We start from the raw sequence: 23,387 nt of genomic DNA on the forward strand, positions 1-23,387 counted from the left end.
TAATGATGTATAAAGGAGATGACTCATGTGGGAGCAGTTGTAGATAAAAAATGGCTTGATCAGCATTTAACTTCCCTACCATTATGGCAACAGAATGCATTTAAAGATTTTTCTACAATGATTGCAGATGAAGCGAATACCTTTCCCTGTATTCCTGCCAGAACAGGTTTCTTATCGAATCAACTTCGCTTCAGCTTTATCGGAGATCCCCGAGAGTTACAATCAGCTAAAGCGTTAGCAGATTGCTTAAAGGAATATGGACAGTGCGCTCGATCTGCTGGCAAATATACTTCACATGCTATTTTCTTTGAAACGCCACAGGATATGCTAGAAAATTATGAGGTAGAGGATTATAGAGACCTATTTTGGACAGTGTTAAACAACATTACCGCATTTGACGAGAAAGAATGGCCTACAGAAATTCCCTCCGATCCATCTGTTCATACATGGGAATTTTGTTTTAATGGCGAGCCTTATTTTGTATTTTGTGCAACACCTGCCCACCAACTTCGAAAAAGTCGCCATTTTGCAACATTGCTTATGGCCTTTCAGCCACGCTGGGTATTTGAGGACATTAATGATACAACTGTATTAGGTCAAAAATTAAAAAGGCTAATAAGAAAGCGCATCGATTTATATGACGAAATCCCTGGTCATCCAGACTTAAAATGGTACGGGCAAAAGGACAATCATGAATGGAAACAATATTTTTTAAGCGATGATGAGCATAGTCCATCAAAATGTCCCTTTTTACGGGGGCATCTTCCATTAACTTTTTCAAAACAGAGAAATAATTAAACGGAGCTTTTGTTGCTCCGTTTTTTCATAACAATAAATGTCGCAACAGCAATGATGACGATAAAAAGCAGGCTTATGTAAAAACCGAATCTGCTTGTTTTATCACCTAATGTACCCGAAACTGTAACCGCTATAAGTAGCATCCCAACTACATTTTTTACATGTTGCCACTTCGTTAATGTCATAAGCTTTGCATAAGTGACCAAAATAAAAAGCCAATTGTAAATTAACATTAAACCTGCTGCTGTTATTAAATATTCAAAAATCTTTTCAGGAATTAGGAACCCTATCACAATCGTCATTATTAAACCAATTGTTAAAAAAAGAAATGCCGGGAATGGCACTTTCAGTTTTCCTTTTTTCGCTAATAGTGCCGGGGCATCATGATCTTCCGCTAAAGCCGTTAATATCGTAACTACTGCATATAAAGAAGCTACCATGGTCGAAAATCCAGCAATAATTAAAATGCCTGTTATTATATCTGCTACATATGGTAAGTGAAAATCTGCAAGAGCTGTAATGAACGGGCTTTCATCTATTATGAATGTTTCCCACTGTACTAATGCAAGCGCACCTACGAGTGCAATGACGTAGATTGTAGTCAACATCACAATCATCACTTTTCCAGCTTTCGGTGCCTGCTGTGGATCTTTTAAATCAATGACTAAGAGGCCCATCACTTCTATACCGCCAAAAGCAAAAAATGCATACAGTAGACCAAGCCATATCCCCTTTATCCCTTCAGAAAAGAAGCCTTGAAAGTTCGCTATTAAAGCATCTACTTGCTTAGGTTCACTATTTATCCCTTTTATTAGTAGGATGACAGCCACTACGATAAACATCACGACAGCAGCTGCCTTCATCGCCCCAAATATATTTTGAAACTTTTCAAAGCCTTTCATTCCAGTAAGTAAAATAAGCAAGCCAAGTGCGCCGAATCCAGCTGCAGTCATCCATAGCGGTAATGCAGGAAACCAAAATTGAGTAAAAATCCCCAATGCCATTAATTGACTTGCCATAATTAATATTTCCGAAATCAAATATACCCACCCATTACTAAAACCAGCCCAATTGCCAAATGCTTGTTTAGCATAAGTACGAAATGATCCTTTATCTGGATTGGCAACAGACATTTTCACAAGTGCATCATAAACAAGGTATGTTCCAATGGCTGCTAATATAAATGGAATTAAAATAGCAGGTCCACTTTTAGCAATTGCCATACTTGTACCTAGAAAAAAACCTGTCCCTAATGTACAACCGACACCTAATAGGGACAACTGCCACCAAGACATTTGGCCTTTGCTAGTTTTAGACTCCATTGCGATCACCTCTCTTACAATTTCCGCACCAATGGTAAGGTCATACAGCGAATACCACCGCCGCCTTTTTCAAGTTCTGTCACTTCGATTTCCACTATATTTTTCTTTTGTAATAGTGGATGGTTTTTAAATTGCTGTTTTGTAGCTTTTTTACTAACTAACAATGTCTCGGGATTTAAATTTAAAAAATTAATATCAGGAATCGTATTATATTTTTCTAACCAATAGACCTCAAAGCCATGACGATTAAAAAATTGCTCTGCCATATCAAAGCGAGTTGAACATGCGGTCATCACATACACAGGAAAATATCGCATAAAGCTTTTGGCTATCACAACATCTTCGTTTGCAACATTACAATTCATATCTAAGTGGAGTGTGTCAGAGCTTCGAGGCAAATCAATAATGCCAATTTCAGCAAAACCAGCTTCAAATAGTTTTTCCTTCACACGATCCACACCTTGTTTCGATGTCCGAACGCCAATATTGATAAGTACTGCATCCTTATTCAATACCATCACATCTCCAAACTCTAATACATCGCCAGTTTCCTTTGATGCCTGAAAGTTTTTAGGAAACCACTTTTCAAGTAATGCATGAGCATGTCCATATTCAGGGCGTCTAATAGAACTACCTGCTTCGCCTGGCAGCATTTGATTGCCAAATACACATGCGAGATCACGCACAAAATAACGATTTAGAAGCTGTTCGCTTAGTTGCTTCGCTTCCCCTTGCAGTTCCGTTGAGTAATCAATTACTTTCACACCCGCATGTTGTAAAGTACCTTTTAGCTCCATAAAGTTCTCCATTGCTCGTGCATGTAAAACAGGTGCGCTCCATTGTACGTTTTCAGCTGTTTTTAAATCGGGCACATCTAAGCAAGAAGGCGCACAAAGCATAACAGCCGTAAGCTCTCCATGCTCTGACCAACAACTCGGTTGTATTGAATACATCGTGTTTTCTCCCCTTTTCTTTACTATTACTGTTAGCCTTACCGTCAACTTTCAGATTATACGAAGCAACATTAACAAAAAAAACACACCATAAACAATGGTGTGCCAAAGTGTAGACAACACTAAAAAATTAAACAATAACAGTTGATTTTACAGCATGTGGACGCTTTCCTCGGCTATCGTGCCGCCCCACTCTATGCTGTTTCCGCACAAGGTTGTTTCCGCAAAGTAGTGTGCTTTACGTAAAATATTCTAGCTTCGCATTTGGGAAAAATTTCTTCATGTAACCATAAAGATGTTCTTTAATGTCTTCCTCTTCCTCTTTTTGATAAATATATTTGCCAATTCCATATTTGCCCCACTTGTACCTTCTAGCTGTTTCATCCAATTCTAATTTCGTCATTGGATAATTTTTTTCAATAACTCTTTTCGCGGGCTTTGTAAAACGGTGCTGAATAAATTCAAAGGTAATATCATCCCGTACATCTTGCGGTAATTCAGCATCAAGACGTTCAAACATATGATAGTAACCTTCCTCCCAGCCTTCATGAAGATAAATTGGAGCGACAATAAAGCCGAGCGGATATCCCGCCCTCGCTACTTTTCCAGCCGCTTCAATACGTAAGTCTAATGGAGATGTACCTGGCTCAAAGTTTTTTATGACATAATCCGCATTTACACTAAAACGAAACCTCGTCCTACCATTATGCTTAGCATCTAACAAATGGTCGACATAATGGAATTTCGTTACAAATCGCAACAACCCATGTTCACTTTGTCCAAAATGCTCAATGGCTCTTTTCAATGTATGTGTTAAATGATCAATCCCTACAATATCTGACGTACAAGATGCTTCAAATCGTGTTATTTCAGGAGCTCGTTCTGCGATATAGTGATCTGCTGCTTCCAGAATTTCATCGACATTCACATACGTACGAATATATGGTTTACTGCCCATCGTTGTTTGTAAATAACAATAATGACAGTGCCCCATACATCCAGTTGCGAACGGAATAGCATATTCAGCTGACGGTTTAGATGTATCAAATTTGAGTGTCTTTCGTATCCCAACAACGAGCGTTGACTTAGCTATACGATATTTTTGCAAATCATTGTCACCTGGGAGATTCCGCACCTGATTATGAGAAGTCGTATAACGGATTTCCACACCAAGCTTCTCAAATTTCTCTTTTAATTCTTTTCCTAGTGGATAATCCAGCGCATCAGGCTCAAAATAAACGAGCTGAGGAGTAAATGGTTTTCTCATTCTCTACCTCCATTAATGAAAATATTGATGATACGCTTGCTCCGCATCCATTTCACTTTTAAAAATGACAAAGTCATTCGTTAATGGATAATACGTCTCAAATAGAAATAACGCTAATTCATTTGGATTTTCTGGATTATTCACGACTGCAGCCTCCTGTATATTCGTTACATCTTGAATATGTGGATTGCGATAAAAAATATAAACAATATCTCCTGCATTATAAGTTTGCATGTACGTTCTCCTCCCAAAACATTTCATTTAGTTTGGCTTAAGTACGAGGAAATTATGTTAGTCTTTTGCAAGCATCATTTTCAAATCGCAGAGCAGAGTATCCTTCTACATTTCATTCTTTTCTAAGAGCTGCTCCAGTTTACTGTTGGCACGCTCTAATACTTGTTTTATTTGTACAATCTCTTTTTCTTTTTGAACAATTTGTTCATATTTATTTTGAAATAATCTTTTTAATTGTAGAAGATTGTCGATTTCTACTTTGGTCAATTTATTATGTTGATTCGTATTTTCAGTCCATTCGAAAAGCAATTTAATTTCCTGAAGTAAAAAACCAGATTGTTTGAGCTTAAGGATTATACTAATAATCTCGATGTGATGCTCATTATACTTACGATGATTATTTTTTATTTCGGGTTGTAATAGATTTATTTTTTCATAATAACGAATTGTATCCTTACTAATACCAGTACAGATTGCAAATTCACTTATTTTCATGGTTTCCTCCTAGTATTTTATAAATTTAGAAACTAATAATAGAAGTATACAATGTATGATGAAGCGAATGATATGGTGACTGTATCTAAGCTTATTATTTGTTAATTGACCTTCTATAATAGCTAATAGATGAAACATCATAAATTCAAAAATTAGTATTTTAAGTATCCATTCTTTGTATGGAATCCATATTGTTAAGAGAATACTAGTGGATAATAGGACAAAGAATAATGTTCTCAATTGATATCCTTTCTCTTTCCACTGCATTAAAGCTGCAAGTCCTGTTAATATTGCATATGCCTCAATTAATCCGTACGTAATCATAATCATTGGATCACCCCATTCTTTTTGTCCTTTCACTTTAAAAGGTGGAGTTTACTCCATGTCAACAATTATTATTATAAATTCCCGTAAAAGCTGACCACTATGTTTTTTACAAAATTGATACTTTTAAATAGGCCAAGCCTTTGCTAAGGTTATCCTAGCATGCAGCATTGATTTACAAAGTACAGTTTTGCGCAACTATTCTTTGAGATTTATAAAGCAAAATAAGGAAGGTTTACAACTATGCAAAAAACAATAAACTATTCACATGCACGAACTTTTGATCTTATTCTATCCGCAATGTTAATTGCACTTGTGTTCGTGGCAACACTCACATTAAATATTAAACTACCTATTAAAGCGAATGGTGGATTAGTTCATCTTGGGACAGGCATGCTCTTTACGGCATCTATTCTTTTTGGTTCAAAAAAAGGAGCGATTGCAGGTGCAATTGGCATGGGTTTATTTGACGTCGTTTCTGGCTGGATGTTGTGGGCACCTATTACATTTGTGGCTCGTGGCTTGCAGGGCTATATCGTAGGAAAAATCGCTTGGTCGAACGGACGCAATGGACATAGTATTGCCTTCAATCTTTTTGCAATGATTATTTCAGTTCCATTCATGATAGCTGTTTATTATGTTGGTGAAGCTATTTTATATGCCAACTGGGTTGCACCGTTGACATCGATTCCTGGAGACTTAGTACAAAATATTCTCGGGATGATTGTAGCAATACCAGTTTGTATTTTATTGAAAAAAACACCGATTTTTAAATAAAATCTTGATTGTTGTCTATCGACGATTTCTACCGACTTATCAGCGAATCAATTACTACGACAAAAGGGATTAAGAATAGAAATCTTAATCCCTTTTGTTATTTTTATTGTAAAAAAGGGGTTCTTACTTTCGTCTTGCCATACTCTTCGAGCATCCCCTCCCAATGAAGCTGTTCGTCATAATTATAATAGACTGCTAGCAATTCATATAAAGTTGATTGGAGTGGAGGGCGGGCGACTCCTGCGGGTACAGCACAAAACGTAAGACGCAACAAACCGCGCGTTAGCGAGGGTTGCGGCTTACGATGTGCCCGCGGAAAGCGCCCGCCCGTAGCGGAAATCAACGGCAGTAGTCATCACCTATATTAGTTTTAAATAAAAAAATAGATTCTTACTTCCATCTTGACCATACTGTCTGAACTTGATTTATATTGGTGATACGCTTGCTTCGTTTTTTAGTAGACTGCTTGCAATACTAATAAAGTTGATTGGAGTGGAGGGCGGGCTACTCCTGCGGGAACAGCACAAAACGTAAGACGCAACAGACCGCGCGTTAGCGAGGGTTGCGGCTTACGATGTGCCCGCGGAAAGCGCCCGCCCGTAGCGGAAATCAACGATAGTGGTCATCACTTCTATATAAATTTTAAATAAAAAATAGGGTTCTTACTTCCGTCTTGACCATACTGTCTGAACTTGATTTATATTGGTGATACTCTTGCTTCGTTTTTTAGTAGACTGCTTGCAATACTAATAAAGTTGATTGGAGTGGAGGGCGGGCGACTCCTGCGGGAACAGCACAGAACGTAAGACGCAACAAACCGCGCGCTAGCGAGGGTTGCGGCTTACGATGTGCCCGCGGAAAGCGCCTGCCCATAGCGGAAATCAACGATAGTGGTCATCACTTCTATATAAATTTTAAATAAAAAATAGGTTCTTACTTCCGTCTTGACCATACTGTCTGAACTTGATTTATATTGGTGATACTCTTGCTTCGTTTTTTAGTAGACTGCTTGCAATACTGATAAAGTTGATTGGAGTGGAGGGCGGGCGACTCCTGCGGGAAAGCACACAGTACGTAAGACGCAACAAACCGCGCGCTAGCGAGGGTTACGGCTTACGATGTGCCCGCGGAAAGCGCCCGCCTGTAGCGGAAATCAACGGCAGTAGTCATCACCTATATTAGTTTTAAATAAAAAAAGACTATAGACAAATTCAAATAACTTCGAGTTTGTCTATAGTCTGAAACACACTCGCTTTCACGAGTGTGTTTTTTATTTTGAAAGATCTATTTTTTTATTTAATAAGTGAATCGTCACACCGCCGACAGTCATTGATAATAACTCACCGACTCCAACAGTAAACCAAGTCGCCCAAAATGGTAAATCATATAGAATGGTTAATTGGCCTGCCACAGTGAACATTGATAAGGCAAAAATCAATGCTGTAATCACCATTTTCCAACTATCACTTTTAATATTTTTCGTTACTGATCGACAAAGAATTAATACTAGACATGTTGCAATACCACCTATAGGTACATCAAGTATCCAAGTCGGTGACATAAAATTTGCTACGATAACGCCTAGTGTTACTGCTACAACGTAACGTTTATTGTACAGTGCCAAATAGTTGAACATCTCTGATAGACGTAGTTGGACTGCACCAAAGCTAATAACTGACAATACTACAGTTACAGCCACATACAAGGCTGCGACCAGTGCTACCTTTGTAAGTTCCCTTACAGAAGTACGCGATGAATCTTTTACAATAGATGTATTCAATTTACATTCTCCTTTGTAAAATAGCAATCTGCTATTTTAGTACTAACTACGACCAAAGGAAGAGAGCAAGTTGCCCTAACTGAAGTGTCGTAGTGTAAGCTATTTTTTGCTTACTTGCGTATTATAGCAAAAGAATGTTAGATTGACCAACACTATTTCGCAATCCATCCGCCATCTATCGGTATCACAGATCCGTGCATATAATCAGCTGAATGACTCGCCAAGAAAAGCGTTAAATTGGCAACTTCACTTGGTTGTGCCCATCGACCTGCAGGTGTTTCATCAGCAACCCATTTTGCCATTGCACCATCGCCTTCAAAATCAGCTTTAGTCATTGGAGTTTGAATAGCACCTGGCGCAATGGCATTGGCACGTATCCCTTCACGGCAATAGTCTAAATCAAGTTGTTTCGTGTAGCCTACAATTGCATGTTTAGATGCTGTATATGCCGCACCTCCCCCACCTGCAATAAGCCCTGCAATTGACGCCATATTAACAATAATGCCAGCTTTTCGTTTTAACATATGGGGTAATATCGTATTTGTCACAAGAAAAGTACCTTTTACATTCGTATTCATAATCTTGTCCCATAGTGCCTCATCCGTATCAAGCGTTTTGGCAAAACCATCTAAGATGCCAGCAGTATTTAGTAAAATATCCACTTCTTTAAAAATCCCTAGTGCTTTTTCAACTGCTAGTTCTACATCATGTTTTTTACATACACTACCTATCATATAAGCAAAACATTGAGGGTATTGCTTGTATAAATTCAATAACCCTTGCTCCTCCATATCAAAACCGAAAACATTAGCCCCATTTTCTAAAAAAGCAATGGCTTGAGCTTGGCCAATACCTGAAGCGGCACCTGTTATAAAAACGGTTTTGCCACTATATTCTTCAAACTTCATAACATCTCTCCTCTATAAAAAGCAATCACTAATAGGCATAACTTCTAAGCTATTAGGAAATTACCTTAACATCAAAAAAATAGCATACTAAGTAACACCTAGCATACTATTTTATCTTTACCCACAGGTAATTTAGTTTACGATTTTCCAGTCTTCCGCTAATAAATCACAGACAGTTGGTGTGAACATCGTGTAGCCTTCACCGCGTACATTGATTAAAAAATAGGGGTTTAAATTTACACCCTCATGCTCGCTTTGTCCAACGAGCTTCACATATAATTCAGCACCGCCCCAACCTTCACGGATTACTTTGTCGCCCGCTTTTAAACGCGGTAATACTTCTTCAAATGTCATATAAATTCATCCTTTTTCACAATCTTTTCAAACTTTCCTTACAAAAAAGTATACTGGATAATTATTTTGTTTACAACTATAGCTAGTTCATTTATACTTTTCATTCTAACTACTTTTTTTACCTTTAATGTGAGTCTCTTGATATAAAAAATAAAATGGTCACTAAAATCGAGGGGCGGCTACCCCTTTTATTTCAAAGCATTTTACTTGCCCTTTCCAACAAAAAAGAACCTTCAATCCAAGATGGATCAAAGGTTCCTATTTTTTAATGACTAGTTTTTGTTTAGACCAAGTGTCTGCGCTGTTGAAGCATGAACTTCTTCAAGTAGCTCAGGGTTTTGTAGTAATGAGATACCGTATGAAGGAATCATTTCCTTTAATTTTGGCTCCCAATCTTTTGCTTGTTGTGGGAAGCATTTTTTGATAACTTCTAGCATAACGTGAACGGCAGTCGATGCACCTGGTGAAGCACCTAATAAAGCAGCGATTGAACCGTCTGCAGCACTTACTACTTCAGTACCGAATTGTAATGTTCCTTTACCGCCTGCTTCAGTATCTTTAATAACTTGTACACGTTGACCAGCAACTACAATATCCCAATCCTCACTTTTAGCAGTTGGGATAAACTCACGTAACTCTTCCATACGTTGATCTTTTGATAATAGAAGTTGTTGGATCAGGTATTTTGTTAATGACATTTCTTTAACCCCTGCCGCCAATAATGTTGTAATATTATGCGGTTTTACAGAAGCAATTAAATCCATGTTGGAACCTGTTTTCAAGAACTTTGGTGAGAAACCAGCGAATGGTCCAAATAATAATGATTTTTTATTATCGATAAAGCGAGTGTCTAAATGTGGAACAGACATTGGTGGCGCACCAACAGCAGCTTTACCGTATACTTTTGCATGATGTTGTTCAACAATTTCTTGATTTTTACATACCATAAATAATCCACTGATAGGGAACCCACCAATGTGTTTACCTTCAGGAATGCCTGATTTTTGTAGTAGCTCTAAGCTTCCTCCGCCAGCTCCAAGGAAGACGAATTTTGCTGTATGATACTCCATTTTACAACCATCTTTGTCATGCACTTTTAATTCCCATAAACCGTCTTTTGTACGTTTAATGCTTTCGACACTATGGTTGTAGTTGATATCAACATCTTTTTGTTTTAGGTGGTCAAATAAAATACGTGTTAGAGCACCGAAGTTTACGTCTGTACCAGTGTCAATTTTTGTAGCGGCAATGGCCTCATTTGCTGGACGGTCTTGCATAATAAGAGGAATCCATTCCATTAGTTTTTCTGGGTTATCAGAAAATTCCATTCCTTTGAAAAGAGGATTATTTGACATTGTTTCATAACGTTTTTTCAAATACTCAACATTTTTTTCGCCTCTTACCATACTCATATGTGGTAATGGCATAATAAAGTCTTGCGGATTTTGGATAAGCTTGTTTTTTACAAGATAAGACCAAAACTGCATCGAAACCTGGAACTGTTCATTAACATTAATCGCTTTGCTAATATCGATAGTCCCGTCTGGTTTTTCAGAAGTGTAGTTTAGCTCGCACAGTGCTGCGTGCCCTGTTCCTGCATTATTCCATTCATTAGAGCTTTCCTCACCGGCGTTTGAAAGTTTTTCAAACACAGTAATATTCCAGTCCGGTGCTAATTCTTTGAGCATCGTCCCCAAAGTCGCACTCATAATTCCGGCACCAATTAAGATGACGTCTGATTTAGTTACTCTGTTACTCATTTTTACCATCCTTATATTTTAAGATTTGCAGAAATGATGTAGGTGTAAACTAGTTACACACCTTTTCTGTATCAACTATAAACTTACAATAGTCTATCACAACTAATTAAAGAATAAAATATCTACTACAATATTATAGTAATAAACTAATCAAAAAGTAGTAAAAAGTGCGAAGTCAGCTTTTAAAGTTCTTTGTATAAACTAAAACTAAGCTATTGCCAATGTTTCCAAATGTATCACGATGGGTTGCCAATACATACATTATGTGTGCTAGTAGTCATCTTATTGAAAATAACATTAAATGAAGACATTTTAGTATGCTACTACTAAAATAAATTATCCATCGCTTTACAGATGTTAAACACTTCTTCGCTTCGCTTATTTAAAAAGCCCTAGAACTTTTAGTCTAATAGCTCGTAATCGACTCTATTTTACATGATTCACTAACATTCACAAGGTACCTTTAAACTAATTTTCGACTTTTTCGGCAGAATGTTTCATACGCTAAAATATGTATAGTACGCAGAGGCACTAATTTTTAAGCGGAAAAATTACGTCCATTAATACATAACAAAATAGCAAAAGCTTTTGACATTATTTATTTTGCTAGGCAAGAAATAAGAGGTTTTTCGTCACCTTCCTCCTTAGCTACTGTATACGCTTTCATCAAATCTATCAAGAGTTAAAGCTTCGATTTAATAATTTTCCTCCTTTTCATTCAGCGAATTTTTCACCTTAATACTATTCAATTTATCTTCATGTTGTTATATAACACCATCTGCACGACATAAATTTTACCATATAACAATCGAAATTATTAGAATATTTTATTTTTTAAAAATTAGGCAAAGCTTTTGCTGTATACACGTATTCCTAAATAATTTCTACTTAAGTCAATTTATCCACTTAATTTTTACCATTTGTTCTTACAATGCCAAAAAGGTAGGTCACCAATATATTAGGTGACTTACCCTTTTAATTTTAGTAAATCTGTTTTATAACGAAATTTTACTTCCTTTTATGTTTTAGTTAACACAAGGTAATACAGACACAATTTCACAGCAAAAGCGAAATGTTATGATTTCTAATTTTTTTATTTTATATAGCAGCTGATTCCATCATTTTTTTCTCAATTGCTTTTTGTTCTGTGGCATTCAGGACTTTTTCAGGTAAATTGTTAGAAATTCGAATAGTATAACGACCATCTAATATAATTTTCTTTAAGTCCGTTATTGTATGGCAGTCTTGCTCTAGTTCGTTGTAGATACAGCCATACTGTAAAAGATGATGTGTATCACTTCCACCTATAACTGGTTTATTGTATGTTTTAGCAAATTGATAAACAAGGTGCGAATTTTCTTCAATGCCCATTGAATATAAATCTTTACCATTTAAATCGAACGCATCCAGCTTATTTAATAAAGTTGGATCAAGATGATACAACGGCGTACTTTTACGATACGGATGTGCGCCAATTATTAATAGCTCGTATTGTGCGACAAGTTCAAGTAACTGCGCAAACTTAATAAAGCTATCTTTGGCTATATATGGTTCTAACTTTGTACGTATTTCGCGAATGATAGCTCGGTCGGCCACAATTAAAATATGCCCCACCTCTTGAATATCTACTTCCATCCCAGGGAAAATTCTCACATTGTCTACTAAGTAGTAATTTTGAATATATGGATAAACCTCATCAAGTGTGTTATAGACATCAAAAAAATTACGTGTATTAAAATGTTCTGTTAAAGCGAAGCCAGAAAGACCATTTTCTTGCGCTGATTTCACCATGTTTCTAAAATAATCTAATGAAAACTCAACTTTTTTTGAAAGCTTACCATGTGTGTGAAAATCGAAATTCATCTAAATGCACATCCTTTTTAGTTTAATAGTAAATTCCTAATGTAAAACTACACCCAATATAAAATATTGAGAAAACAATAAATAAGTAATCATTGCGCTTGAAAGTAAAGTAAGCTGTCTTCAGCTTTTTTACTTCTGTATTATTTGTAGCATGACTAAATCCTTTTGTTTCTAGTGCTTCAATAGTGGTTCTTGAACGCTTTGCCCCATTTAAAATAAGTGGATAAAATGATAAAACTAAGATTTTCATATAGTAGAACCCCATGCGCCAATATAAAAAACCCGTTTTTTCAGGTGCCTTGCCTCGTAATCGATACGACAAAATCACTTTATGAAATTCTTCCATTAAAGTAGGTAAAATGCGATAGCAATAAGACACACTAAACGAGACTTGAACAGGAACCCCTAAACGTATTAATGCATCACTAAACTTTTCAGGATCTAAACTCGTGAACACAGCTACGCTTGCTAATGATATAATTGCAAGCTTAATTGTCAGCCAAAACATTGGTTCGATTGATGCTAATTCTCCACCAAAAAATAAAGAGATAATAAATAATACAGCTATTTCACTAACTAACCCGACAAATAAAATGATTAATATAAGTGGGCTTACGCGTGCTAAAATCGTCATTCCTACCATAAACAATAAAAAGCAAACTAATATCATTTCGTTATGGATAAACCATGGGACAATCGCGAAAAATAAATACCAGAAAACAAGTGTCCTTGGATCCAATCGACCTAAATAAGTGTCACCACTACCATAGGCTGTTTTTAATAGTTCTCCTTTTACATATTCCAATGAAAGCTTTTCAGATATGCTATTAAATATATTCATAAGCTTTATCCTCACTTTCTATTATGGTGAACTGTTGGCAAAAGTCTTCAACCGTATAAACTGGTTCAGGTAAACCCAGTTTCATACTCAGTTCTACTATTTGTGGCATCATTAGCCCAGCTTTTTGTAACACCAATTGATTATGGAAAATATCTTGACGATTCCCATCAGCAATAATTTCACCGTTATGCATTACGATAATTCTCGTCGCCCATTCTGACACTAACTGCATATCATGGGTAGCAATAATAACGGTTTTGACATGTTCTTTTAATGTTTCTAACATATGAACAACATGCTTTTTCGTAGCAATATCTAAATTGGCTGTTGGCTCATCTAGTAAAATAACACTAGGTTGCATAGCGGCACCAATTGCCAAAGATACTCTCCTTTTTTGACCACCACTTAATAGCCTCGCATCCCTTTCCTTTAAATCAGTAAGTGCGAAATCTTTTAAGATTGTTTCAACTAAGACTTCGTAATCTTTCACTTTTCTAGCCTTTAAGAAAAGCTCAATCTCCCTTTTTACTGAATCCTCAATAAACATCTCCTCTGGATTTTGATAAACATATGATACATATTTACCTAATCTTTCAGGAGTCGCATTCGTTGTTGATGTATTTAAAACGGTTACTTGACCTTTATGTGGTTTCACAATACCTGCTATTAGTTTGATTAATGAAGATTTACCAGCACCATTATTGCCAACAATCGCTATCCGCTCTCCCTCAAAAAAAGTAGTATTAATATTATTTAACACTTGTTTTTTCTGCTTTTTTAAATTGCGAAATTGTAAAGAGACGTGTTCCATATTAACGATTGCTTTCTTATCTTGTTTTAAATGGATGTCTGATTTATTGGCTCTTGATGTGTTAGTGATTTTCGAAAATGTATTAAAATGTGCAATTCCTTCTTCTAACGTTATTGGTAGCTCTGGAGCCATTCCTCCCTCGCCTACCATCAACCTCGCAGCTTGTGTAATTTGTGGTGGGTATATGTTATGACTAACTAATTCATCAACTTTGGATAAAGCTATCTTGACAGGCTCTTTCCATAAGATACGGCCCATATCCATTAACACAACTGATTGACAATATTCAGCTATCAGTTCTGCATGATGCTCAATTACAATAATCGTCATCCCGAATTGTTCATTTAATTTTTTCAGCACTCGATACACTTCTTCGGCATGCTGTGGATCTAACTGTGCAACTGGTTCATCGACGATTAATATTTTAGGTTTCATAGCGAGAACACCTGCAATCGCTAATAAATGCTTTTGTCCCCCACTCAATTCCCAAATAAATTCATTTGCGATAGCAGTTAACCCTGTTACATCTAGAGCCCATCGTCCTCTTTCTTTATAATCCGCTAAGCCATAATTCAACGGCACAAATGACGCATCATCTAGAACAGTTGGCCGCATAATTTGATTCTCAAAATCTTGGTATACATACCCTATATCTTGTGATAACTCTGCAACTGAAAATTGCGATGTATCACGATTTCCGACAGTTACTTTCCCTTCAAAATCACCAACATAAAATTTAGGAATAAGTCCGTTAAATGTTTTACATAATGTCGTTTTACCTGAGCCATTCCCTCCAATAATTGCTACAAATTCGCCTTCATTTACAGTGAGGTTGGCGTTATTTAAAACTTTATCTTCAGCGCCAGGGTATGTGAAAGACACATCTTCAACTTGAATAATAGGCTTAACCAAGGTTTTCAAGCTCCTTTGTATTACGTTTTGATTTAGAACGCATTATGGCAACGACAAAGAATGTTACAAATATGGACAAAGCAATTGGTACCCAAATAAACCAATTACCGAAAGTAGCTAAAAAGTCAGGCTCCCATTCACCAAATGCCCACTCTGTTTCAGATAAAAATTCGGCAATTATAGCAGTAACAGCAAGAATGACGGAGACAACGACTAATTTAGGTGTCACAATGGCTCCTATTGTATAGGTCATATTTTTGTTACGAGGTTTCATCCCTAGCAACGGTTCAATTTTGCCATACAAGCGCGGTACCAAATATAAAGTTGGTAATAGTGCGAATAAAATCCCTGAGAATAAAAGGTCATTTAAAAGTGAGACACCTTCAATAATGACGATACTTTCTGCTAAACCTGAAACAGCCTCAAATTCATCTACACCAACCCATACTTTCCCAATATCTACAATCGTACCTAATAAGTGATGGACTAGAAGCCCCGCCATGACGGCAAATGTAACTTGTCTACGGTTTAAAGGATTACGCACTAAAACGCCTGCAATATACATACCTAACGAAAAGGTAATAAATTTTTCTACTTCTCCAATACCACCAAATTGTCCGAGCATTAATTCACCAAATATAATTTCCCCAAGTGAAGCTCCAATCGCAGCATAAAAAGGATGGAACAAAATACACAACGTTAATGGAATAAAAGCAAAATATTCTACAGATAACTCAATAAACCCTAATTGTAGTGAGGGAATTAATTCTGTAAACATGTTTGATAAGCCGTAAAGTGACATTGATAACACGAATACCATCATTTTTTGTGATTGCGTTAATTGATACGGGCGCTGAATTGACATTTTTTCTACCTCCTTCTATTAATAATCCCAATATATAGGAGTACTGTTAACGGAATATGGATCCATTGCAAAGGTTATGTAAATATTTTTTCAATTTTATTTATTATGAAAAATAATTTTCATTTCAAAGAAAATATGTTTAAATGGAAGAAAGATTGGAGGCGTAAAATGGAGCAAAAACTTTTTGAGGATCAACATTTAACACCAAATGAAAAGACAATCGCAGATTTTATTGCAAAAATGGGTATGACCGTATTAACGTATACGGAAGATGAAATTGCCAAGTCACTACAAATAAGCAATGCTACTGTTTCACGTTTTTGGCGTAAAATAGGCTTTAAAAACTTTAAAGATTATAAAAACAACTATAAAGAAACGATGGATATTTCACCTGCAAACAAGTTAGGTAATATTATGGAACAAGTTAGTTCAACAACTATACATGCGCAAATGATGACAATGAGTGTAAAGCATTTAGAGCTCACACTAGCTCAATATAATGCTGAAGATTTTCAGAAAGCGGTACAGTCCATCGTCAAGGCGAAAACAATTTATATTTATAGCCCAGGCCCATCAGAAGGTTTAGGAAACTTATTAAATTATCGATTATCTCGCTTTGGATTCAATATTCAGGTGTTGCCAAAAAGCGGACACGAAATATATGAATCTATGTTGCATTTCGGCTATGGGGACGTATTATTCATGTTTGGGTTTGTGAAGCTCCATCCCGAATCTCGTGTTTTACTCGAACATGCAAAAAAACTTAATATGAAATCTATCGTTATGACGGATAGCATAGTATCGGATTTCAATATGCTCGCAGATCTACTACTATTTGCAAGTCGCGGCGAACTTTGGGAGTTCCATTCTATGATGGCACCAACATTTCTTATCGAAAATATTATTATCGCTGTCGGTAAAGAAACGGCTGAACAATCAATGATGAAATTAGAAATGTTGGATTCGATAAGGAAAGAATATAAAGATTTGTTACCACGTTAACTGAACGTTTCAAATGCGAGTACTGACTAAATGCCATTTTAGAAAAATCCTTACAGAAAAAACGTTCATCCGGTTTGTGGATGAACGCTTTTTTATTTATTACTAATTCCCTTTTCATCAAACAGGATTTCAACATTTTCAGCAACTTGCTTTTGATCAGTAGAATTGGGCTTTTCAATTAAATCAAAGGACACTTTTTGCCCTTGTTTAAGAAATCTATAGCCGTCAGGAAATTGTTCTTTATTTGATAAAATCGAGCTAAAGTGAACAAAAACATGATTTCCATCTTCACCATTCAGCATTATACGACCATACCCCTTTTCTTCTTTAAACCATTTAACAATTCCCTCTCGTTTCATATTTTATCAACCACCTATTTTTAAATTCACTTATTTACCTTCATTTTATAAAAAAAGCAAGGAGCTAGTAAAAACCTTTCCAAAAATTCAGGCGTATATATAATCTTTTTATGTTGAATACATAAATTTTTCACTACCTATTTATAAAGAGGATTTCCTAAAGTCGCTAAATCGGCTAATGGGATCTGTTTTACAATTTCATAGCCGTTCCCTTCACCTTTAGGCTTTACAATAACCATTCCCATATTCGAAATTTTCCCTAGTCCAATCCCACTTGGAAAGCTATGCGCTATAATAACTTGATTTGTGCCATGGGGCGGTATTTTTTCTAGTTGAGATTGGCTATTCTTCAAAATTTGCTGCTGCTCTATAGAGGATATATTCCCTCCTAGTTTATTAATTTCAAACCAAAAAGGATTAATTTGAATATACATTGCTGGAAATGCAAGCTGCGCTGTCTCAACTGTTCTACACATTGGGCTAGCAATAATGGGCGAATTAATTGGGATTTGCCAATAACGAAGCATTTGTCCAAAGTAAACGGCTTCTCTCCGACCGTAATCTGATAAATTTCGTTGCGTATAACAGTATTGAAAATTAAAATATGGCTGGTCTTTACCAACTGTTGCTTCTCCATGTCTCACATATAAATTGTAGCCTCCTGCTCTCAGTAAATTAAGAATTGGCTGTTCCAACTTCTTTTCCTCCTATCCTACGTTAAAGATTTACTGCTAATATATGACTTACATAGTTCATTACATGAGAATATTCGTAACCTGTAAATTTACTCCAAAACAAAAAGCCCCCTACTTTATATAGGGAGCTAAACCAGATGTTTATGAGGCTCTATTCTTGCATCACATGCACTTATCTGCACTACTTCATTTTACTTTAAAGGGATAATTACAGTCGCTGTCGTTTCTAATTCTGATGTCGATTGTATAGAGATGTTACCATTATATTTTTTGACAACTTCTTTCACGATAAATAACCCTTGCCCTCTAATTTTACCGAATTCAGGTTTTTTTGTTGTAAAGCCTTGTTTATATATTTGAGCCGGCTCAGATATTGCCGGTCCTGTATTTATAATTTCAAAAACATACTTCATTTCATCGGCGTGACAACAAATGGTCATTTTACGTTCATTCTCTGGCAATTCGGTTGTGGCATCAATGGCGTTATCGATTAAATTCGATAGTAACTTAATTAGATCCGTTGTTTTAATCTTATTAAAAGCATTTTGTGAAACGGATATATCCATCTCAATATTATGATTTTGGGCTGCAAGCTTTTTCGTTTGCAACAAGATGGAAAGCCCAGGATGATTAATATTTAATTTTAGTGATTTAATGGCCTGTACATCTTTAGATAATGATGATAAATATTGCTTTGCTTGCTCTTGCTCCCCTAATTGCAGAAGCCCATGTAAAACTTGTATATGGTTAGTAAAGTCATGTCGCAATGAAGATACAGAGGTAATTAACGCTTTTATTTCAGCTTGATATGTATCTTCAGTTACACCTACTTCTTTTGTTACTTCTTTTTGATACCATCTTTGTAAAAAGAAGAAAGAAGCAATAACGATTAAAATAAACAGTCCATTGTAAATAAACATAAGTAAATTATTTTCTAGAACTTTACCTTTAATGCCATTAACTTTATCAGCACCTATATCAATGCCGAGATAGCCAATAATTTGTCCATTTTCATTCTTAATAGGAGCTCCTACAGAAAGATAATCACCATGATTAGGATCCTCAATTACATTCGTAACATACGTAGATCCTTGATATGCTTGCTTAATTTGCTTTTCAGGCACAGTGCAAATTTGTCCTATTTCAAACCCTTCTGTGTAGTGATCTGGCACACCAGCAATCAACGCTTTAGACACTTTAGGATTATCAATTTCTAATGTATACACAAATAAAGCACCCAGTTTTTCTCTTGCATCATTTAAGTAGCTTCTTAATTCCCAATAATCTTTGCTTTCCACAGGATTATTTAAAAATTGCTCATACTGCTTGATATCGATTGATGATGCAATAGATATTGCCGCTTCCAAACTTTGGTTAGCAATGGACTCTTCTACAGTTTTTTTCATCTTCACATAAGAAGTGACTACATTTAAGCTTGTGAACAGTGATAATAATACTGTCGCTAATACTAATATAAGTTTAATTTTTCGTTTTTTCATACAAACTGGTACTTCCTCATCTACTGTATTAAATAATTAACATATATGAATTTACTACTGTAACAAATAATTATACGATAACTGCAATAATATTATACTATAGTAATTTTCGTTTTTTCATAATTGTTTTTAAAAAAATCCTTAAAAATATAACTTTTATATAAGTCTATTTTTTAATACAATTTTAAATTATTATATTATAAAAAATAATTTTTCTTTCGAAAGTCGAAATAGCAATAAAACGAAGGGAGAATAGCCCAACAAAAGTTATGCCATTCCCCCCTATTATTCTATTAAATTATAAACTAAGCATGGCGAATTAGATAGCCAGAAGTATTTTTCCTTTTATCGTTGTCGGAAGAAGAAGGTTACCCCTAATAAATTGATGTAGTGAAAACGTATGTGGTTCGCTATTTTCGCCAATCCCCACAATGACTTCAAGTTGATTTGGTGAGTATACGACTGTGTGTAATGTACCAAAGTATTGTTTATATTGTTTAAAAAATAGTGGTGAATTTCCATCATTAAAATGATAAAAAGCAGATAAAGCAGTTGGGCATGCATTTGCTATAAAGCGATTGATATCGTGCTTGCGTTGTATCGAATTTTCAATATATGCTTTATTTTTCTCTTTCAATTTTTGCGATTCAAAATGATTTGTACAAGAAAATAAATGTTCTGCACAAACAATTTGCTCCGTTGGGGTAGCCTCTACCACAACCATTTTCCCACTTGTATCTGTCATAGAGTAGTTGTAGCAATAACGATGAGGGATTTTTTTTAGTTGTGAAATAGCTTCCTCAATATTTTTACACTTTTCCAGTAATATTCGAACAATCGTTGAGGCAAGAAAGCCCTCTCCTTCCCATTGATTATTTACAAAGTGAAGTCCTACAACGAGCCCTTTTTCATTCATTCCATCTAGCCTACCAATTATTTGCTGGCTAAATCCAACACTTGCATACCCTTCTGATGGATTAGAAAAAACGAGTCTTGCATCATATAAAGAAGGGCTAAAATCATAATTTCTCACATAAAACTCATCAAGCGCAAACGACGTACATCCCATTTCTGGAAATGTCATATTATATCCACTATACATTTTGATAATGGATTCATATGGCAGATTTAACCCCGAAGCTAAGCCTTTTATCTCCTCCAAAAGATTTGGCAAAACAACCTGTAATTCCTCTTGAGCCTTTTGTGCATTACAATTAGTTGATAAAGCAAGCAGTAGTTCCTCCTGCGCTAAATGAGCAGATTCTTGTATTTCCTTACATTGTTGGAGACCTATATCATAAGCATCTCCTATTAATGAAACGACATGCACTTCTAATTCTTCGTATTTTTTCAATTTGCATACCTCCTATACTCCAATCGGATGTTCCTATTATCGTAATCCTTCAAGTAACTGGAAGGTCAAGAGGCATCGCTATCGAAATAAAAAAAGTTGTCTTCCTTAGAAGAAGACAACTTTCAAAGTGACCAATTCATTAATTATAAGGTAAAGATAAATTATTTAAATATTGCCTTTAATTCTCTATTTACAATAATTTAAACAACCTATACCCATCATCTAGAGCTTTTCTTTTGCTTTAGATTTGAATGTTTTACAACACGTATCTGATGATTGACTTGCCGCCTCTTTAGACATCGACAACTCAAAATCAGAAGCAAACTCTGCATCATGTTTGTTATCGATACGTTTATCCATATCGATTGCTATCTTTTCTGCACCACAAAAATTACCTTTGGCATGGAAAACACAATTTGATACAGCACAGCTTACTTGAACATTCGGCATAACTATCCACCCCTTGTGATTGGTCTAGAAAAATATAGATACGTAAATCTAATCCATACTCTTCATTAAGTATTTTGTCCAATCCAAGCGTTTTTACAAGCAAAGCACGAAAATAACTTCATTTAATTGTTTAGTGTAAATCAAAAATAATGGGAATGTAGCTCAGTTAGATACACGCAACACAAAAGACGCAAAACTTACGTTTGAGCGTAGTTTGCGCCTTTTGGGTTGTGCTAAAAAATTATCGTTAATTTTTCCTCGAAGATGAACGAGTTTTATCTTGTGTTTGTAAAAATGCAGGCCTTTTACTATTTCCATTTGGAGCAAGACGTATTAATGATTTTTTAAAATCAGGCCAACTTAAATTGGCGGCAATATTTAAGTATGGAACACTTAATACACGTATATTTGCCACATAAACAAGAATGAAGAACACGGCCATGAAGAAACCAAATAAGCCAAAAAAAGCAGCCATAAAGATAACAAATAAGCGGAAAATACTCATGGCAGTTACAAACGATTGATTAACTAGTGTATATGCCGAAATACTGGAAATGGCAATTACGACAATCATTGATGGACTGGTAATACCTGCCTTGATTGCTGCATCTCCAATAATTAAACCACCCACAACACTCATGGTTCCACTCAATAGAGATGGTAAGCGGAGACTTGCCTCGCGGAATATTTCAAACATAAATAACATAAGTAATATTTCCAATAAAGTAGGAAAAGGCAGTCCTGTTCTTGATTGCACAATGGTTGCTAAAACTAGTATTGGCAATTGCTCCTGATGGTAGGTCGATAAAGCCAACCAAAAACCTGGTGCAAGCATACTTATTAATATACCTACAATTCGCAGGAGGCGCTCAAGAGAGCTTACAAAAACAGGATATTCATTATCCTCCCCCGATTTAAAGAGTAAAAAAATATTAGGTGGGGTAATAATCGCATAGGATACCCCATCAACTAAAATAATAATACGGCCTCTACTTAATGCTTGTATTGCAAAATCAGGCCGACCAGTATAATCATGATGTGGCAAAATCTTTGCTGTATTTTCTACTCTCTCCATCAATATGTCGCCACTAAACACAACATCTGTATCTACTTTACGTAATTGCTTTCTAATTTCATCCACCATAGTTTTATCTGTAATGTCGTCCATATAGAGAACAGCGACTGTTGTTTGAGACCGCTTGCCAATTTCCATCGTCTCTACACAAAATGATTTAGTTGGTAGTCGCTTACGAATTAAAGCAATATTAATAAATACATCTTCTATAAAATTGTCTCTCGGCCCTTTTATAATTACTTCTTCTGCTGTTTCTGAAGGCACTCGATTCGGCTTTTTAGCAATTTTACTTGAAAATAAAATTTTCTCCTCTTCAAAGTAAAGTAATGCATAACCCGAAAACACACGACGAATAGCATCATCTGTATTTGATATTTTTTGGAAATTTGGAATGTGTAATTTATGTTTTAGCTGATCTTCTAGTGATGTTGGTGAGGCATCCTCGAAAAAAGCTTCAACTCGATCTATAATAACCTTATTCAATAAAAACGGATCGAACATCGCATCACATGTAATAAAATGTACGTTATGTTGGTGAAAGGAATAGGATTGAAATTTTACGTCAGCAGAGAGTTTAAATAGTTCTTTTAACGTTTTTAATTCGAATTCTTGTTTCAATGATTGAATATTCCTCATCTCCCACTCACTAGATTCATACTAAAATTCCATAAACATATATTTCCCAATGC

At 35.7% G+C, this 23,387-nt stretch carries 23 protein-coding genes; 3 read left to right on the top strand and 20 right to left on the bottom strand.

Annotation, left to right across the window (positions count from 1 at the left end):
* Positions 1-27 precede the first annotated feature (27 nt).
* Positions 28-798, top strand: a complete 771-nt coding sequence (locus JNUCC52_RS05555; RefSeq protein WP_337981644.1) for a YqcI/YcgG family protein — start codon at positions 28-30, stop codon at positions 796-798.
* On the opposite strand, the gene JNUCC52_RS05560 is transcribed toward JNUCC52_RS05555, so the two are convergent.
* The 6 genes from JNUCC52_RS05560 to JNUCC52_RS05585 all read right to left on the bottom strand — a co-directional run bounded on the left by JNUCC52_RS05560 (position 795) and on the right by JNUCC52_RS05585 (position 5,399).
* Positions 795-2,120 carry an amino acid permease gene (locus JNUCC52_RS05560; protein ID WP_337981645.1) on the bottom strand — a complete coding sequence of 442 codons (1,326 nt, stop codon included), beginning with the start codon at positions 2,118-2,120 and terminating at the stop codon, positions 795-797. The genes JNUCC52_RS05555 and JNUCC52_RS05560 overlap by 4 nt on opposite strands.
* A 14-nt stretch (positions 2,121-2,134) precedes the next feature.
* Complete coding sequence (locus tag JNUCC52_RS05565) at positions 2,135-3,073, bottom strand: arginine deiminase family protein (RefSeq protein WP_337981646.1); 939 nt, start codon at positions 3,071-3,073, stop codon at positions 2,135-2,137.
* 238 nt (positions 3,074-3,311) lie between these two features.
* On the bottom strand, positions 3,312-4,340 hold the full coding sequence (gene splB / locus JNUCC52_RS05570; RefSeq protein ID WP_173478540.1) for a spore photoproduct lyase: 1,029 nt from the start codon (positions 4,338-4,340) through the stop codon (positions 3,312-3,314).
* Between the two features lie 12 nt (positions 4,341-4,352).
* Positions 4,353-4,574, bottom strand: a complete 222-nt coding sequence (locus tag JNUCC52_RS05575) for a transcriptional regulator SplA domain-containing protein (RefSeq protein WP_173478539.1) — start codon at positions 4,572-4,574, stop codon at positions 4,353-4,355.
* 105 nt (positions 4,575-4,679) lie between these two features.
* Positions 4,680-5,069 carry a helix-turn-helix domain-containing protein gene (locus JNUCC52_RS05580; RefSeq protein WP_173478538.1) on the bottom strand — a complete coding sequence of 130 codons (390 nt, stop codon included), beginning with the start codon at positions 5,067-5,069 and terminating at the stop codon, positions 4,680-4,682.
* 9 nt (positions 5,070-5,078) lie between these two features.
* Entirely contained in the window at positions 5,079-5,399 is a 321-nt protein-coding gene (locus JNUCC52_RS05585; RefSeq protein ID WP_337981647.1) for a hypothetical protein, read from the bottom strand.
* A 237-nt stretch (positions 5,400-5,636) separates the two neighbouring features.
* Here JNUCC52_RS05585 and JNUCC52_RS05590 point away from each other — a divergent pair, with 237 nt between their 5' ends.
* Positions 5,637-6,170 carry an ECF transporter S component gene (locus tag JNUCC52_RS05590; protein ID WP_173478536.1) on the top strand — a complete coding sequence of 178 codons (534 nt, stop codon included), beginning with the start codon at positions 5,637-5,639 and terminating at the stop codon, positions 6,168-6,170.
* Positions 6,171-7,440: 1,270 nt separating this feature from the next.
* Here the strand turns inward: JNUCC52_RS05590 and JNUCC52_RS05595 are convergent.
* The 8 genes from JNUCC52_RS05595 to JNUCC52_RS05630 form a co-directional block, all read right to left on the bottom strand.
* Positions 7,441-7,950, bottom strand: coding sequence for a QueT transporter family protein (locus JNUCC52_RS05595; protein WP_337981648.1), 510 nt, complete (start codon positions 7,948-7,950; stop codon positions 7,441-7,443).
* 152 nt (positions 7,951-8,102) lie between these two features.
* Entirely contained in the window at positions 8,103-8,858 is a 756-nt protein-coding gene (locus JNUCC52_RS05600) for a 3-oxoacyl-ACP reductase (protein WP_337981649.1), read from the bottom strand.
* 132 nt (positions 8,859-8,990) lie between these two features.
* A complete protein-coding gene (locus JNUCC52_RS05605) occupies positions 8,991-9,212 on the bottom strand; it encodes a DUF2829 domain-containing protein (RefSeq protein ID WP_173478534.1) in 222 nt (73 codons plus the stop codon).
* Between the two features lie 272 nt (positions 9,213-9,484).
* Entirely contained in the window at positions 9,485-10,972 is a 1,488-nt protein-coding gene (locus tag JNUCC52_RS05610; RefSeq protein WP_173478533.1) for a malate:quinone oxidoreductase, read from the bottom strand.
* A 1,098-nt stretch (positions 10,973-12,070) separates the two neighbouring features.
* Positions 12,071-12,835, bottom strand: a complete 765-nt coding sequence (locus JNUCC52_RS05615) for a PHP domain-containing protein (protein ID WP_337981650.1) — start codon at positions 12,833-12,835, stop codon at positions 12,071-12,073.
* Positions 12,836-12,857: 22 nt separating this feature from the next.
* Positions 12,858-13,676 (bottom strand): energy-coupling factor transporter transmembrane component T family protein, encoded by an 819-nt coding sequence (locus tag JNUCC52_RS05620; protein WP_173478531.1) that lies wholly within the window; start codon positions 13,674-13,676, stop codon positions 12,858-12,860.
* Positions 13,663-15,399, bottom strand: coding sequence for an ABC transporter ATP-binding protein (locus tag JNUCC52_RS05625; RefSeq protein ID WP_337981651.1), 1,737 nt, complete (start codon positions 15,397-15,399; stop codon positions 13,663-13,665). The genes JNUCC52_RS05620 and JNUCC52_RS05625 overlap by 14 nt, the downstream gene beginning before the upstream one ends.
* Positions 15,392-16,264, bottom strand: coding sequence for a DUF8171 family membrane protein (locus JNUCC52_RS05630; protein WP_173478529.1), 873 nt, complete (start codon positions 16,262-16,264; stop codon positions 15,392-15,394). Before JNUCC52_RS05630 ends, JNUCC52_RS05625 begins: the two co-directional genes overlap by 8 nt.
* Before the next feature lie 168 nt (positions 16,265-16,432).
* Between JNUCC52_RS05630 and JNUCC52_RS05635 the strand changes: the two genes are divergently transcribed.
* Positions 16,433-17,266 (top strand): MurR/RpiR family transcriptional regulator, encoded by an 834-nt coding sequence (locus tag JNUCC52_RS05635; RefSeq protein WP_337981652.1) that lies wholly within the window; start codon positions 16,433-16,435, stop codon positions 17,264-17,266.
* A 92-nt stretch (positions 17,267-17,358) separates the two neighbouring features.
* Here JNUCC52_RS05635 and JNUCC52_RS05640 read toward each other — a convergent pair whose 3' ends face one another.
* The 6 genes from JNUCC52_RS05640 to JNUCC52_RS05665 all read right to left on the bottom strand — a co-directional run bounded on the left by JNUCC52_RS05640 (position 17,359) and on the right by JNUCC52_RS05665 (position 23,325).
* The gene (locus JNUCC52_RS05640; RefSeq protein WP_173478527.1) at positions 17,359-17,625 is read right to left on the bottom strand and encodes a cold-shock protein; all 267 of its coding nucleotides are present in this window, start codon (positions 17,623-17,625) and stop codon (positions 17,359-17,361) included.
* A gap of 137 nt (positions 17,626-17,762) precedes the next feature.
* Complete coding sequence (locus JNUCC52_RS05645) at positions 17,763-18,320, bottom strand: histidine phosphatase family protein (RefSeq protein WP_173478526.1); 558 nt, start codon at positions 18,318-18,320, stop codon at positions 17,763-17,765.
* A 191-nt stretch (positions 18,321-18,511) separates the two neighbouring features.
* Positions 18,512-19,819, bottom strand: coding sequence for a Spo0B domain-containing protein (locus tag JNUCC52_RS05650; protein WP_337981653.1), 1,308 nt, complete (start codon positions 19,817-19,819; stop codon positions 18,512-18,514).
* Positions 19,820-20,138: 319 nt separating this feature from the next.
* Complete coding sequence (locus JNUCC52_RS05655; protein WP_337981654.1) at positions 20,139-21,173, bottom strand: C45 family autoproteolytic acyltransferase/hydrolase; 1,035 nt, start codon at positions 21,171-21,173, stop codon at positions 20,139-20,141.
* 222 nt (positions 21,174-21,395) lie between these two features.
* A complete protein-coding gene (locus tag JNUCC52_RS05660; protein ID WP_173478523.1) occupies positions 21,396-21,623 on the bottom strand; it encodes a DUF1540 domain-containing protein in 228 nt (75 codons plus the stop codon).
* A 247-nt stretch (positions 21,624-21,870) separates the two neighbouring features.
* A complete protein-coding gene (locus JNUCC52_RS05665) occupies positions 21,871-23,325 on the bottom strand; it encodes a spore germination protein (RefSeq protein ID WP_337982185.1) in 1,455 nt (484 codons plus the stop codon).
* Positions 23,326-23,387: the final 62 nt, after the last annotated feature.

This window comes from Lysinibacillus sp. JNUCC-52 (assembly GCF_015999545.1).
Taxonomy (GTDB): Bacteria; Bacillota; Bacilli; order Bacillales_A; family Planococcaceae; genus Lysinibacillus.